15 protein-coding genes are annotated in these 13,835 nt (G+C 69.9%); 2 read left to right on the top strand and 13 right to left on the bottom strand.

Translation table 11 applies throughout. The features are described from left to right. Positions 1-115 precede the first annotated feature (115 nt). Entirely contained in the window at positions 116-382 is a 267-nt protein-coding gene (locus CEB94_RS28275; RefSeq protein WP_175434860.1) for a DUF4190 domain-containing protein, read from the bottom strand. 44 nt (positions 383-426) lie between these two features. Continuing rightward, positions 427-591: a hypothetical protein gene (locus CEB94_RS28270; RefSeq protein WP_031103608.1), complete on the bottom strand. Its 165-nt coding sequence runs from the start codon at positions 589-591 to the stop codon at positions 427-429. Positions 592-707: 116 nt separating this feature from the next. On the opposite strand from CEB94_RS28270, the gene CEB94_RS28265 reads away from it, so the two are divergent. Next, positions 708-1,346: a TetR family transcriptional regulator gene (locus CEB94_RS28265; protein WP_175434859.1), complete on the top strand. Its 639-nt coding sequence runs from the start codon at positions 708-710 to the stop codon at positions 1,344-1,346. A gap of 127 nt (positions 1,347-1,473) precedes the next feature. Here the strand turns inward: CEB94_RS28265 and CEB94_RS41110 are convergent, their stop codons facing one another. Both CEB94_RS41110 and CEB94_RS28255 read right to left on the bottom strand, forming a co-directional pair. Continuing rightward, complete coding sequence (locus tag CEB94_RS41110) at positions 1,474-1,611, bottom strand: hypothetical protein (protein WP_246112234.1); 138 nt, start codon at positions 1,609-1,611, stop codon at positions 1,474-1,476. Positions 1,612-1,990: 379 nt separating this feature from the next. Next, a complete protein-coding gene (locus CEB94_RS28255) occupies positions 1,991-2,851 on the bottom strand; it encodes a thioesterase family protein (RefSeq protein WP_175434857.1) in 861 nt (286 codons plus the stop codon). 147 nt (positions 2,852-2,998) lie between these two features. Here CEB94_RS28255 and CEB94_RS28250 point away from each other — a divergent pair, with 147 nt between their 5' ends. Next, complete coding sequence (locus CEB94_RS28250; RefSeq protein ID WP_175434856.1) at positions 2,999-4,234, top strand: alpha/beta hydrolase; 1,236 nt, start codon at positions 2,999-3,001, stop codon at positions 4,232-4,234. On the opposite strand, the gene CEB94_RS28245 is transcribed toward CEB94_RS28250, so the two are convergent. From CEB94_RS28245 to CEB94_RS28205, 9 genes are all read right to left on the bottom strand, one after another. Next, positions 4,125-4,799, bottom strand: a complete 675-nt coding sequence (locus tag CEB94_RS28245; RefSeq protein WP_175434855.1) for a trimeric intracellular cation channel family protein — start codon at positions 4,797-4,799, stop codon at positions 4,125-4,127. The genes CEB94_RS28250 and CEB94_RS28245 overlap by 110 nt on opposite strands. A gap of 64 nt (positions 4,800-4,863) precedes the next feature. Beyond that, positions 4,864-5,985, bottom strand: coding sequence for an ABC transporter ATP-binding protein (locus CEB94_RS28240; protein WP_246111937.1), 1,122 nt, complete (start codon positions 5,983-5,985; stop codon positions 4,864-4,866). A gap of 14 nt (positions 5,986-5,999) precedes the next feature. Further along, on the bottom strand, positions 6,000-7,082 hold the full coding sequence (locus CEB94_RS28235; protein WP_175434853.1) for an ABC transporter ATP-binding protein: 1,083 nt from the start codon (positions 7,080-7,082) through the stop codon (positions 6,000-6,002). Further along, a complete protein-coding gene (locus CEB94_RS28230) occupies positions 7,079-8,089 on the bottom strand; it encodes an ABC transporter permease (RefSeq protein WP_062931643.1) in 1,011 nt (336 codons plus the stop codon). The genes CEB94_RS28235 and CEB94_RS28230 overlap by 4 nt, the downstream gene beginning before the upstream one ends. Positions 8,090-8,180: 91 nt before the next feature. Next, a complete protein-coding gene (locus CEB94_RS28225; protein ID WP_246111936.1) occupies positions 8,181-9,914 on the bottom strand; it encodes an ABC transporter substrate-binding protein in 1,734 nt (577 codons plus the stop codon). A 41-nt stretch (positions 9,915-9,955) separates the two neighbouring features. Continuing rightward, positions 9,956-10,954 carry an ABC transporter permease gene (locus CEB94_RS28220; protein WP_175434851.1) on the bottom strand — a complete coding sequence of 333 codons (999 nt, stop codon included), beginning with the start codon at positions 10,952-10,954 and terminating at the stop codon, positions 9,956-9,958. A 344-nt stretch (positions 10,955-11,298) separates the two neighbouring features. After that, positions 11,299-12,099 carry an enhanced serine sensitivity protein SseB C-terminal domain-containing protein gene (locus CEB94_RS28215; RefSeq protein ID WP_175434850.1) on the bottom strand — a complete coding sequence of 267 codons (801 nt, stop codon included), beginning with the start codon at positions 12,097-12,099 and terminating at the stop codon, positions 11,299-11,301. A gap of 162 nt (positions 12,100-12,261) precedes the next feature. Further along, positions 12,262-13,050 (bottom strand): enhanced serine sensitivity protein SseB, encoded by a 789-nt coding sequence (locus CEB94_RS28210; RefSeq protein WP_175434849.1) that lies wholly within the window; start codon positions 13,048-13,050, stop codon positions 12,262-12,264. Positions 13,051-13,153: 103 nt separating this feature from the next. After that, positions 13,154-13,822 carry an AAA family ATPase gene (locus tag CEB94_RS28205; protein WP_175434848.1) on the bottom strand — a complete coding sequence of 223 codons (669 nt, stop codon included), beginning with the start codon at positions 13,820-13,822 and terminating at the stop codon, positions 13,154-13,156. Positions 13,823-13,835: the final 13 nt, after the last annotated feature.

Genomic DNA, 13,835 nt, shown 5'->3' with positions numbered 1-13,835 from the left:
TTCGACCGGCCTCAGAGCAAGGCTGGCCGAACGTGAACCGCTTTCCGGCGCGGCGACGGCCCGTCGTCCCCGGGCCCGGCCGCGGCGTACCGGCGGACGGCTGTCCGACGGCGGCTCAGAAGCTCCACGAGATGGTGCTGTCGAACTCCATGAAGGCCGCGAGGACCAGAAGGTCGGCAACGCCCAGACCCAGGCCGAGCCACGCACGGCCGCGACGCTCGGTGCCGCGCCACAGGGCGACACTCGCCAGCACGATGGCGATCGGGCCGAGGAAGAGATTGAGCACGAGCAGGCCGAGCAGGCCGAGGATGAAGGACGCGACGGCCATGCCGTCGGTGTCACGGATGCCGGTGCGGCGTGAGGCCGGAGCGGTGAGCTGCATGGTGATCGACTCCCGAAGTCGGTTCGAAAAGGTGGTGGTCGGTGTCAGTGGGCCTGCGTGTGGCGGCGGCGGCCGCGCTCGCGCAGCGCGAAGATGCCGAGCCAGACGGCGATGACGGCACCGACGGCGACGGAGAAGGTGAGCGGCGCGTGGGCCACGGTGCCCAGCACGACACCCAGCAGCAGGAGTGCGGCGACGATGAACAGCACGGGTAACAGCTCCCAGGGTTTCGGTGAACGGTTGTAGTTACAGTTGTTCACTGACTTCCCAGTCTAGCGCCTCTCATGACTTTTCAATTCCAGAGAACAGTTGTTAACTGCATGGTATGAGTCACACCCTCGGCATCCGGCAGGCCCAGAAGCAGAAGACCCGGCAGGCACTCCTGGACGCGGCCCTCGCGCTGCTGGAGGAGCAGAGCCTGAGCAGCCTGGGACTGCGCGAGGTCACCCGCGCCGTCGGTGTCGCCCCGACCGCCTTCTACCGCCACTTCCGCTCCACGGCGGATCTGGGCGTGGCCCTGGTCGAGGAGGCGCTGGGCAGCCTGCACCCGATGATCCGGACGACGGTGTCCACGACGGGTGACCACGAGGAACGCATCACGCGCGCCATCGACCTGATCGCCCGTCACGTCGACGGGTACCCCGCCCATGTCCGGTTCATCGCCCGTGAACGACATGGCGGAGTTCAGCCGGTCCGGGAGGCGATACGGGACCAACTGGCCCGGTTCGCCCAGGAGGTCAAGGACGAACTGGCCAAGGACTCGATGTCCCGCGGCTGGAGCGAGGACGACCTGCTGATGCTCGCGCATCTCTACGTCGACCAGATGCTGAGCACGGCGTCGCTGTTCCTGGAGGCCCTGGAGGGGCCGGAGGAGGAGCGCGCGGAGCGCACCCGGCGCCTCACCCGGCTTGCGACCCGCCAGATGCGGCTGATCGGCCTCGGCCGGCAGCATTGGCTGGATTGACGCCCTCGGACAACGCGCGGGGGCGGCGCGCCCGTTCACCGGACGCGCCGCCCTCGCCGTGCCCCGGGCGCACCCGAACCGGCCTCTCCTGCGCCTAGCGCACCCAGCGCCCCTGCGCCTACTACTCCTACTGCTCCTTCTGCGACTGCTGCCCCTGCCCGCCCGTGGCCTGGCCGCCGTCACCCAGGCCGCCGCAGCCACCGCCCTGGCCCCCGCCGGGACCGCCCTGGCCGCCCTGCCCGCCCCCCGGCGCGCCGCCGGGCATCCCCGAAGGAGCCCCGGAGGGCGCACCCGTCGGCTTGGCACCCGCCAAGGCGGCACCCGACGGAGTTCCCGAGGGCGCGCCGGAAGGGGCCCCGGCAGGAGCACCGGATGGAGCGCCCGAAGCCGCCCCCGAGGGTGCCTGACAGGCCTGCCGCTCGGACCCGCCGCCACTGTTCGAGGAGGAAGAGGAGTCACCCGAGCCGCAGGCGACCAGGGCCAGGGGCGAGAGCGCCAGCAGGGCCACGGCGGGGAGAAGACGCACACGCTTCATGAGAGACAGCTCCAGGGAAGATGAGGGAGTCGTGAGGCGAGTACTCAACCAACGCCGCTTGGGCCTCCCTTGGGGCCGCCCTGTGACCTGCCTGTCAGCGAGGCAAAGTTCAGCCCAGCCGGGCCCGCGCCAACTGCCGGGACTGCGCGACCAGCCGGTCCGTGCTGTCCCACACCTCGGCGTCCTCCTCCAGGAAGCCGCCGGCGAGGTTGCGCGTGGTGATCGACACCCGCAGCGGGCCCGGGGCCGGGCGGCAGCGGACGTGCACGGTCAGCTCGACGGTGGGGACCCAGCCCTTCAGCCCGATCTCGAAGGCGGTGGGCGGCAGGGCGTCGACCGCGAGCAGCAGGGAGAGCGGGTCGGGGTCGCGTCCGTCCTTGAGTCCGAACCAGGCCCGCATCTCGCCCTTGCCGGAGGGCTGCCCGAGGGCCCAGCCGAGGGTGGACGGGTCGAGCTTGAGCATCAGCCGGTCGGCGATGGCCGAACTGCCGTCGACGGGGGCGGGCCCGTCCTCGGGGCCGAAGCAGTGCTCCAGCGGCGGGATCGCGGGCGGCCGGGCCGTGGTGCGGACGTCGTCGGGCAGGGCGTCCAGGTCGCCGTAGGAGGCGAGGACGCGGATGCGTTCCACCTCGCGGCCCTCGTCGTCGCGCTGGAAGAGCGAGGCCTGGCCGGTCGACAGGGTGCGGCCGGTGCGGACGACGTCCGTGCGGACGACCGCCGGGCCGGGCTGGGACGCGGTCAGGTAGTGCGCCGAGATCGTGAAGGGGTCGGCGTGCGGCAGGGTGTCCGCGAGGGCACGGCCCAGGACGGCCAGCAGGTAGCCGCCGTTGACGGCGCTGATGATCGTCCAGCCGGCGGAGAGGTCGATGTCGTAGACGCCCGGCGCGCGGCGGGTGAGCGCGGTGTCGCGGTCGAACTCGCTGTCGCCGATCGTGGCCCGGGCGGCCGGGGCGGTGGCTGCTTCTGGCATGGCTGAACAGTACAAGAACTTACTACTAAGCGGTAGCTTTCCAGTTCAGGTCCGGGCCGGTCACGCCCGGGTGAGACTCGGGCAATTTCTCGGTAAGTGTCCGACTCGTCCGTAAACCCTCACGCCCCTTCCGCCCTCTGCAGGAGCATGAGCCTCACCGGAACACCGTTCCTCTGCACGCTGGTCGTCCTGTCCGTCGCCGCCCTCGCACTGCCGCTGGTCCTGTGGTCACGCGTCCGCGGGCCCCGGGCCCTGCGTACCGCGGCCCGGGCGCTGATGCTGCTGTTCGCGCAGGGGACGGCCGTGGCCCTGGTCTTCACGCTGGTCAACAACGCCAACAACCTGTACGACAACTGGGCCGACCTGCTCGGCACCGGCGACCATGTGCAGCAGGCGGCGAATCTGGGCGCCGACGGCACCGGCGGCATCTCGCTCGAGCGGCTGCCCAAGGTGCGGCAGACCTTCGAGCCCGCCACCGGACCCGGGATGGGCGCGGCCGGCGGGGTGCGGGTGACCCAGCTCAGGGGCCGGGTGTCGGGTGTGAACGCCGAGGTCTACGTGTGGCTGCCGCCCCAGTACGGCGAACCGGCCTACCGGCACCACAGGTTCCCGGTCGTGGAGCTGCTGCCCGGCTACCCCGGCTCGGCGAAGGCGTGGTTCGGCTCGCTGCACGCGCACGAGCAGCTGGAGCCGCTGATGCGTGGGGGCCGGGTGGCCCCGTTCATCCTGGTCGCGCCCCGCACCAACCTGCTGGCCGGTGTGGACACCGGCTGCGCCAACATCCCGGGCACGGTCAACGCCGACACCTGGCTGAGCGTCGACGTGCCGAAGATGGTCCTGGACAACTTCCGCGCCGAGTCCGCCCCGCAGGGCTGGGCCGTCGCCGGCTACTCGGCCGGGGCGCACTGCGCGGCCAGGCTCGCCGTCGCCCACCCCGACCGCTACCGGGCCGCCGTCAGCCTGTCCGGCTACAACGACCCGATCGGCGAACGCGACTCGCTCACCGCGCAGAGCCCCGCCCTGCGCACCGAGAACAACCCTTACCTGATGCTGCGCAGGGCGCCCGTCCCGCCGCGCATCGCGCTGTACCTCTCCGGCCAGCCGCGCGACGGCTACGAGGCCGCCGTGGCCCTGGAGCAGACCGCGAAGGCGCCGACGACCGTGCACGTGGTGTACATCCCGAAGAGCGCGGGCGGCCACAACATGGCGCTGTGGCGGCCGCAGGTGGTCCCGGTGTTCCGCTGGCTGACCCAGGAGATGGGCCTGCGCCCTGTCACGGCAGGACGGGCTGCTCCTCCTCGCTCACCGTCGACCGCCGGTGCCACGCCCGCGGAGCTCGCCAGTGGTACCGCATCGCGAGCAGGCGCAGTGCGAAGGCGGTGACCACCGCGAGCCCGCTGGTGAGCGGGTTCAGCGCGTCGTAGCGCAGGCACAGGGCGGCCAGGGCGGAGCCGACGATGGCCGGGACGGCGTACAGGTCGCGGTCCCAGCGCAGCAGCGAGGGCACCTCGTTGGCGAGGACGTCCCGCAGCACACCGCCGCCCACGGCGGTGGTCAGACCCAGGCCGGCGGAGGCGGTCAGGCCGAGCCCGTACTCGTACGCCTTGATCGTGCCGGCGACGCAGAACAGGCCGAGGCCGGCCGCGTCGAAGACGTTCACCGCGCCCTGGATGCGCTCCACCTGGGGGTGCAGGAAGAAGACGAGGAGGGTGGCGAGCAGCGGGGTGAGGAAGTACCCCAGGTCCGTGAAGGCGGCGGGCGGTACGGCCCCGATGACCAGGTCGCGGAACAGGCCGCCGCCCAGGGCGGTGACCTCGGCGAGGACGGCCATGCCGAACACGTCGAAGTTCTTGCGCACGGCCAGCAGGGCGCCGGAGATCGCGAAGACGAAGATGCCGATCAGGTCGAGCGTGTGCTGGACGGACGGGCTGAAGAGTTGCTGGAGCACCCCGACATTTTCACCCACGGGTGAGCCCCCGCCCTGATGTGCGAGGGCGGGGGCTCGGCCGGACTCACTTCTCCACGGGGGTGGCGCCGCCGTTCTCCGCGGCGACCTCCTTGGCCGAGGACAGCAGCTTGGTGTCCTGCGGCTGCTGGTCCTCGAAGTTCTCCGGGTGGTGACAGGCGACCTGCTGCCCGACCCGCAGCTCCTTGAGCGGCGGCTCGGTCGTCTTGCAGATCTGCGTCGCCTTCCAGCAGCGGGTGTGGAAGCGGCAGCCGCTCGGCGGGGCGATCGGCGAGGGCACGTCGCCCTTGAGCAGGATGCGCTCGCTCTTGACGCCCCGGCGCTTGGGATCCGGAATCGGCACGGCCGACAGCAGGGCCTTGGAGTACGGGTGCATCGGCGACTTGTACAGCTTGTCGCGGTCCGCCAGTTCGACGATCTTGCCGAGGTACATCACCGCGATCCGGTCGGAGACGTGCCGGACGACCGACAGGTCGTGCGCGATGATCACGTACGTCAGGCCCAGTTCCTCCTGGAGGTCGTCCAGCAGGTTCACCACCTGCGCCTGGATCGACACGTCCAGCGCGGAGACCGGCTCGTCCGCCACCACCAGCTTGGGGTTGAGCGCGAGCGCGCGGGCGATGCCGATGCGCTGGCGCTGGCCGCCGGAGAACTCGTGCGGATAGCGGTTGTAGTGCTCGGGGTTGAGGCCGACCACCGACAGCAGCCGCTGGACCTCCTTCTTCACACCGCCCTCGGGATCGACGCCCTGCAGCCGGAAGGGGGCACCGACGATCGTGCCGATCGTGTGGCGGGGGTTCAGCGACGAGTACGGGTCCTGGAAGATCATCTGCACGTCGCGGCGCATGGGGCGCAGCTCGCCGGTCTTCAGGTGCGTGATGTCCTTGCCCTGGAACTCGACCGAACCGCCGGTCGGTTCGAGCAGCCGGGTGATCAGCCGGCCCATGGTGGACTTGCCGCAGCCCGACTCGCCGACGACGCCGAGCGTCTCGCCCTGGCGCACCTCGAAGTCGATGCCGTCGACGGCACGCACCGCGCCGGTCTGCCGCTGGAGCAGGCCCTTGCGGATCGGGAAGTGCTTCTGAAGGCCGGTCACCTTCAGCAGGACCTCGCCGTCGGCGGTGGTGCCCTTGGTGAGGGTGCCCGCGCTGGTGTCCGGTGTGCTCACCGTTTTGTCGTCGCTCACAGCTTCGGCGCAATCTCTTCGGTCCAGATACGCTCCCGCTGCTCCTGCGTCATGTGGCAGGCGGCCCAGTGCGAGCCGCCGACCTCGGTCAGCTCGGGGCGGACCGTGCGGGTGACGTCGTCCTTGGGGATGTCCGCGTACGGGCAGCGCGGATGGAAGGCGCAGCCGGACGGGAGGTTGATGAGGGAGGGCGGCGCGCCCTTGATCGGGATGAGCCGGTCGGTCTCGTCGCGGTCCAGACGCGGCATCGAGCCGAGCAGGCCCCAGGTGTAGGGGTGGCGGGGCTCGGAGAACACGTCCTCGGCGGGGCCGCGCTCGATGCACCGGCCGCCGTACATGACCAGCAGGTCGTCGGCCATCTCGGCGACCACACCCAGGTCGTGGGTGATCATGATGACCGCGGAGCCGAACTCCTTCTGCAGGTCCCGGATCAGGTCGAGGATCTGCGCCTGCACGGTGACGTCCAGGGCGGTGGTCGGCTCGTCGGCGATGAGCAGCTCGGGGTTGTTCACCAGCGACATGGCGATCATGGCGCGCTGGCGCATACCGCCGGAGAACTCGTGCGGGTAGCCGTTGACGCGCTCGGCCGGCTCGGGGATGCCGACGCGGTCGAGCATCTCGATCGCCCGCTGCTTGGCGGCCTTCTTGCTGACGTCGTGGTGGACGCGGTACGCCTCGACGATCTGCTGCCCGACCGAGTAGTACGGGTGCATCGCCGACAGCGGGTCCTGGAAGATCATGGCCATCTTCCGGCCGCGCAGCCGCCGTACGGCGTCGGGGTCGGCCGCGATCAGCTCCTGGCCGTCCAGCCAGACCTCGCCGGAGACCTTGGCGCGCGCCGAGCGGTGCAGGCCCATCACGCCGAGCGACGTGACCGACTTGCCGGAGCCGGACTCGCCCACGATGCCCAGGGTCCTGCCCTTGCGCACGTCGAAACTGACGCCGTCGACGGACTTGACCAGACCGTCGTCGGTGTCGAAGTGGATGCGCAGATCACGGACGGACAGGAACACGTCGTCCGGGGCGGACGCGGCGGTGGTGTCCGGTTCGCCGAGCGCGGCTTTGTCGAGCTTGCTCACGAGTACCTCACCCGGGGGTCGATGGCGGCGTACACCAGGTCGACGATCAGATTGCAGAAGACGATGAAGAACGCGGCGACCATCGTCACGCCCATGATGATCGGCAGGTCGTTCGTCTGGATGGACTGGATGGCGTAGGCGCCGATGCCCTGGAGCGAGAAGACGGTCTCCGTGAGCACCGCGGAGCCGATGAGGATGCCGAAGTCCATGCCGAAGATCGTGACGATCGGGGTGAGAGCGGAGCGCAGGCCGTGCTTGGCCACGACCGTGGTCTCCTTCAGACCCTTGGCCCTGGCCGTTCTGATGTAGTCCTCGCTCATCGTCTCCAGCATGCCCGCCCGGGTGAGCCGGGCGTAGAGCGCGGAGAAGAGGAAGGCGAGGCTGATCCAGGGCAGCACCAGGTGCCAGGCCCATTCCGCGGGGTTCTCGGTGAACGGGACGTAGTCGACGCTGTCCCAGATGGGGATCTCGTAGACGAAGAGCGCGAGCAGGATCTGGCCGGTGAAGAAGATCGGGAGCGAAACGCCGGCGAGGGCGATGAACATCGCGGTGCGGTCGATCGGCTTGCCCTTGCGCAGCGCCGAGATGACACCGGTCATGACACCGAAGACCACCCAGATCACCGCGGCACCGACGGCCAGCGAGAGGGAGACGGGGATCCGCTCCAGGAGCTGGGGCCACACCTCGACGTGGTTCTTGAAGGAGTACCCGAAGCAGGGTGCGCTGCAGTGCGTCGCGTCGGGACCGAACCGGTAGTCCGCGCCCGCCACGATGCCCTTGACGAAGTTCCAGTACTGCTCGTAGACGGGCAGATCAAGCCCCAGGTTCTGCTTGATCGCGGCGACGGACTCGGGGTTCGCGTCCTTGCCGACGTACTGGGTGGCCAACTGGTCGGCCGTCTGCCCCCCGAGGCGGGGGACGAGGAAGAAGATGGCGAAGGTGACTGCGCTGACCACCAGCAGCAACAGCACCGCGCCCATGACGCGTCGGAGGATGTACGCAGCCACAGCTGTACGGCCCCGGGTGGCCGCGGCGGGGTCGTCCGCCGCGGCCACCCGGTGCCTTCACCTGCCTTTCGAAAGGATCCGGCCTGCTGAATTACTTCGAGGAGCTCATCAGCAGGTAGTCGTACATGCCGAGGTAGGCCTGCGTGACGGTGACGTTGTTCGCGGACGTCGGCCGGAGCAGCAGGTTCTTGCGGTAGACCAGCGGGACGACCGAGGCGTTGTCGAGGACCATCTTGTCGATGTCACCCCAGGCCTTGGTGCGGGCCGCGTCGTCGGTGTTGGCGATCGCGTCCGTCAGGGCCTTGTTGATCTTCGGGTCGTCCAGCTCCATCAGGTTGTTGCCGCCCGAGGGCTTGATCGCGGCACCGTTGATGATCTGGTCGAGGAAGCCGTAGCCGGTCGGCCAGTCGGCACCCCACGCCATCGAGAGCATGCCGAGCTTGTTGTCGTGGACGTAGCTCGGGACACCGGCGAAGTTGGAGAAGTACTTGCCGGAGGGGAACTGCTTGATCTCGACGTTGATGCCGATCTTCTTCAGCGACGCCTGGGTGGCGGTCGCGGCGGCGATCTCGGCGGGGCGGTCGGAGCGGGCGGTCAAGATGGTGTCGAAGCCGTTCGGCTTGCCGCACGCCTTCAGCGCCGCCTTGGCCTTGGCCGCGTCACCCTTGTGACCGTCGGTGGCGTAGGTGTCGAACTTGGTGTAGCCGTTCACGGACGGCGGCAGCAGCGTGGTCGCCACGTCGCCCTTCGGCGAACCGCCCATGGCGTCGAGCACCGACTGCTTGTCGAGGCCCCACTGCACGGCCTTGCGGCACTCGGCGTTGTCGAACGGCTTCACGTTGACGTTGAGCGCGATGTACTGCGTGGCGCCCGCGTAGGAGCTGTCCGTCTGGTTGGCGTACTTGCCGCGCAGCACCTTCGGCTGGGTCTGCGGCTGCACACCCGTGCCGGCCGCGTCAGCCGTGATCTTGTCGGAGAGCAGGTTGTTGTCGACCGTGACCGGGTTGACCTTGAACTTGATCGTGATCTTGTCCGGCAGGGCCTTGCGGACCGGGTCCGTCTTGGCGTCCCACTGCTTGTTGCGCACGAGGGTGGCGCCGCGGCCCTCCTCGTAGGACTGGAACTGGTACGGGCCGGAGGACTGGATGGCCTGCACGTACTTCGCACCGGTGTCCTTGGACTGCGGCACCGGAGCCGTCTGCGAGAACGTCGCCAGGTAGTCGAAGTCGGCGAACGGCTGCTTCAGCTTGAAGACGATCGTCCGGTCGTCCGGCGTCTCGATGGACTTGATGCCCTCGGCGGACTTGTCCTTGTAGGGGCCCTTGTACTTGTCACCGCCCTCCAGGTACGACTTGAAGTACGTCGGGCCGTTGGACAGCGCCTCGGGCGCGAAGTTGGAGCGCTCGATGGCGTACTTCACGTCCTTGGACGTCACCGGGGTGCCGTCCTGGAACTTCACACCCGCACGCAGCTTGTACGTCCAGGTCTTGGCGTCCGGGCTGGACTTGCCGAGTCCCTCGGCGAGGTCCGGCACTACCTCCAGGCCTTCCTTGCCCGCAGCCGGTTTGAACGTGGTGAGCGTTCTGCCGTAGAGGCGGGAGAAGTTCTGGACCCAGCCGTAGTACGTGTTGCCCGGGTCGAGGGAGTCCGGCACGTCCGAGTGCTCGTACGTGACGGTCCCTCCCTTCTTGTCCGACGCGTTGACGATCGAGTTCAGCGCGGCGTCCTTCTTGCCGTTGCCTCCCCCGTCGTTGTCGTCACCTCCGCCGCCGCACGCGGCAGCACCCAGCGACAGTGCCAGGACCGACGCAACGCCGGCGGTCACCCTTCTCGTCTTCACCTGAGGAAGCCCCCTCTTTCGATGGATCACTTGCTGCGAGGGTCGAGGGCGTCACGCAGCCCGTCACCCAGCAGGTTGAAGGCCAGGACGGTGATGAAGATCGCCAGTCCGGGCACGAACATGTACTGCGGATCAGCCGTGTAGAGGTCCACAGCGTTGCTGAGCATGCCGCCCCAGGAGGCCTGCGGCGGAGCGATACCGACACCGAGGAAGCTCAGTGCGGCCTCGAACAGGATGTTCGTCGGGATGATCAGCGTCGAGTAGACGAGGATCGGTGCGACGAGGTTCGGGAGAAGCTCCCGGAACAGGATGTACGGGCCGCGTGCCCCGAGGCTCGTGGAGGCCTCGATGAACTCCCGCTTGCGCAGGGTCATCGTCTGGGCGCGCACGATGCGGCCGATGTACGGCCAGCTGAAGAAGCCGATCACGAAGATCAGCACGCAGATGCGCAGCGGCAGGCCTTCCAGGCCGAAGAAACCGTCCTGCACCGAGGCGGAGATCGAGATGGCGAACAGCAGCAGGGGGAAAGCCAGGAAGGTGTCCATGAGCCTGCTGATCACGCTGTCGATCCAGCCGCCGTAGTAGCCGGCGACGACACCGAGCACGGTGCCGATGCACACGGACAACAGCGTGGCGCCGCCCGCGACCAGGAGGGAGACCCAGGAGCCGTCGATGATGCGGGCGAGCATGTCGCGGCCGTACTGGGGGTCCACACCGAGCGGGTGGTCCCAACTCATGCCTCCCCAGCCGCCCTTGGGGGCGAGCAGCGCCGGGTCGATGAGGTCCTGGTTGAACTTGTTCGGATCGAGGTTGAAGATCCACTGGATCGGCTTGGAGAACACCGCCATCAGCACGAGCAGGATGACGACGACGCCTCCCGCCATCGCCACCTTGTCCCGCTTGAAGCGCATCCAGGCGATCTGGGTGAGCGAGCGCCCTTCGATCTGGCTCTTCTTGACCCCGGAGAGCACGGCCTCGGGCTGTGCTCCGGCTTCCGCCCCGGTGGTCTCGATCGGTGCGGTCACGGTGCGATTGACCCCTCTCGACCCGGCGATCGCCGAGCCCCTGGCTGCCGCTGTAGCGGTTTTGTTTGTCTCGTACACGAGACCGACCCGGCCCGTGTCTTGCGGGGAGTCTTCAACGCTTTGGCGATCTGTTGCCAGACTTGGCGGTGAAAGGATGCGTAAACGTGATGCTGTCTGCGAGGTTCCGTTATCCGGACAGCGGGTAACGGGGGTCGGACGCGCTGGAATAGGGGAATTTTAGGACACAGAGACGCATTCCGCCTCTATCTACGCGCGGAGAGCTGAGCGATTCTCGCGTTCGCGGAGTGGCGCGGGAGGGGCTCCGGGAGGCTGCTTCCAGCCGATCAGTACCGGCCCTGGGCCGGAGGGTATCCGTAGCCGGAGGCCGGGGCCTGGACGGGGGCGGTGGCGTGCGCCTCGCGGTCGTAGAAGGGGCGGGCCTTCGCCCGCAGCCACAGGGCGACCGGGTCGTGCTCGTCGGACATGGCGACGGTCGACACGGGGAGCCCGTCCGGCACGGCACCGAGGGACTGCTGCATCATCGCGCGCACGGAGTCCACGGCCGGCGGCGAGGTGTCGTACACATCCAGTCCGATGGCGAGGTACGGCGCCCCGAGCGCGGGCTGCACCCAGGCGCGGCGCAGCGTGCGGACGGCCGCAGTGCGGTGGGCGTTCTGCGCGAGCAGGGCGTAGAACTGCGGGATCTCGATGGCGGGTTCGGACAGGCGCAGGGGGCCGGCGGGCTGGCGGTCCAGGCCCGTGGCGATCCGGCGCAGGTCGAGCCAGGGGATGCCGACGCCGCCGCCGGGGGCGTGCGGGTTGAGCCAGAGGCCGAAGTGGTCGGGGTAGAGCGCGCGGGCGACGTCGACGCCGTCGACCACCTCGTACGAGCGGTTCCAGCCGCTGGCCGAGAGCTCCTGGGCGGAGGTCACGCAGGGGGCGTAGCCATAGCCGTCGACGTCCATGTTTCCGTACTGGGCGTCTGGGGAGCCGGCCTGGCCGTGCCACAGGAGCATCCAGATCTGGCCGGTGTGCGGGGTCGCGAGCGCGCGCAGGAGTGCCTCGTAGGCGTCGTAACGCCCGGGCGTGACCTGGCGCAGTATGTGCTCGACCTGTCCGGCCGCGGCCGTGCCGCTCGCGCTCACCTTTACCGCCCCTTCGTACAACGCCTCGACCGTGCCCTAGCTTAAGCCCGCGCGCCGACTCGGGACTTGCCCTCGCTCGACGGGGCGGGTCCGTCGGTGGCTTGTCGCGCCCACGCGGCGGAGCCGCATGGTGTCACAGCCCCGCGCCCCTGAGTCGCCGCCCTACCGCTGGTAGAAGGGCCGGACCCTGTCCCTCATCCAGTTGCCCACCGGGTCCTCCGTCACGTCCAGGAGCACCAGGTTGACCGGCCAGGGAGCCGGGGCGGCGGTGACGGCACGGCTGAGGGCGTCCAAGGGGAGGGCGCGCAGGTCGCCTTCCCACTGGGAGAGTTCGACGCCCACGAACATCACGGGGTCGGCGGTCTCGATGGCCGCGAGGCAGCGGCGGGCCGTGACGACGACGCCCGTCGCCTCGAACTCGGCGGAGGCGGCGGCCAGGAAGTCCACCGGGTCGTCCTGCCAGTCGGGCTCGAAGAGGCGGACCCGGCCGCCGCTCGCGGGACCGTCCAGCGGGGTCCGGCCGGCCCGGCACAGCTCAGCCACGGCCGGCGGCGGGAGCGGGATGCCGACCACACCACCGGGGTTGACGGCTATGCCCGCGTGTGGGGGCAGGCCGCGGGCGAACTCCACGGCGGGCGCGATGGTGTACGACATGTGGGAGCCGGCGACCTGGCGGAACTGCTCCTCGGAGCTGAACACCGGCACGAACGCCTGGCCGTCGATCTCGATGCCGGGCAGGTCGAGGGGGCCGCTGTGCGGGCCGCCGCCGCTGGGCAGCGGGATCCATACGAAGCTCCGGCCGAGCACCTCGACGATCCGCCCGCCGGCCGCCGGTCCGGCGCTGAGGGAGGCCGAGAGCACCTCCTCCAGCTCGTTGCCGGGCCAACCGCCGTGCGGGTGGGTCTGCGTCTGCGCCGGAAAGTCCGCGGAGAAGTCCGCCGGGATGTCCATCTTCCTACCGCCTGCCTGGAACCACTGCTGTGGCTCAAAAGGCTAACGGCTCAGGGGCGCGAGGAGGCCGGCCTGTGGACGACGGGGCGGGCCCGGGGGCCCCTCAGCCCGTGAAGCCGATTCTGTGGAGCGCGTTCGCCGCGTCCCGGTCGGCCAGGACGGCCGAGCCGCAGCCGGAAGGGAGGTCGCCGCGTTCCACCGCGCGCAGGAGGCGGGTGCTGGCCGCGCGGTGGCGCAGGAACGCGTAGCGCGAGACACCGCGGCCCCGGTCGCGCTGGCCGGCCAGGGCCTGCTCGGGGGTGACGTCGAGGAGGAGCAGGTGGAGCGTGCCGCCGCGGCGGCGGGCCTCGCGGGCGAGCCAGCGGCGGACCCAGGCCTGCGTGCCGCAGTCGTGCACCACGATGCCCTCACCCGTGCGCAGGGCACGGCGCAGCCCGGCGTAGTGGGCGAGGCGGACGAGCGGGCGGTAGAGCGCGTACGGCAGGGCGCGCGGCATGCGGCGGGCCCAGCGGTCACGGGTGTCCTGGGAGTCGACGCGCCGGTCCGGTACCGCGCGCCGCATCAGCGTGGACTTGCCGCTGCCGGGCAGGCCCGTGACCACGACGAGGTCGCGGGGGCCGAACAGCAGCGCGTGCGGGCCGCGCCCGGCGCGGTCGCGCAGATCGCGGACGACCGGCGCCGGCACCGGGGCGCGGACCGCCCGGACCGGAGCGGCGGCCGGCTGCTCGGGCAGCGCCATGCCCGTCGTCGCGTACGCGGTGGTCCTGTTCACCGTGATCGTCCTC

This window comes from Streptomyces hawaiiensis (genome assembly GCF_004803895.1).
In the GTDB taxonomy this organism is placed as follows: domain Bacteria; phylum Actinomycetota; class Actinomycetes; order Streptomycetales; family Streptomycetaceae; genus Streptomyces; species Streptomyces hawaiiensis.
Note: the sequence above shows the minus strand (reverse complement) of the source record. Positions and strands in the feature narration are given on the sequence as shown.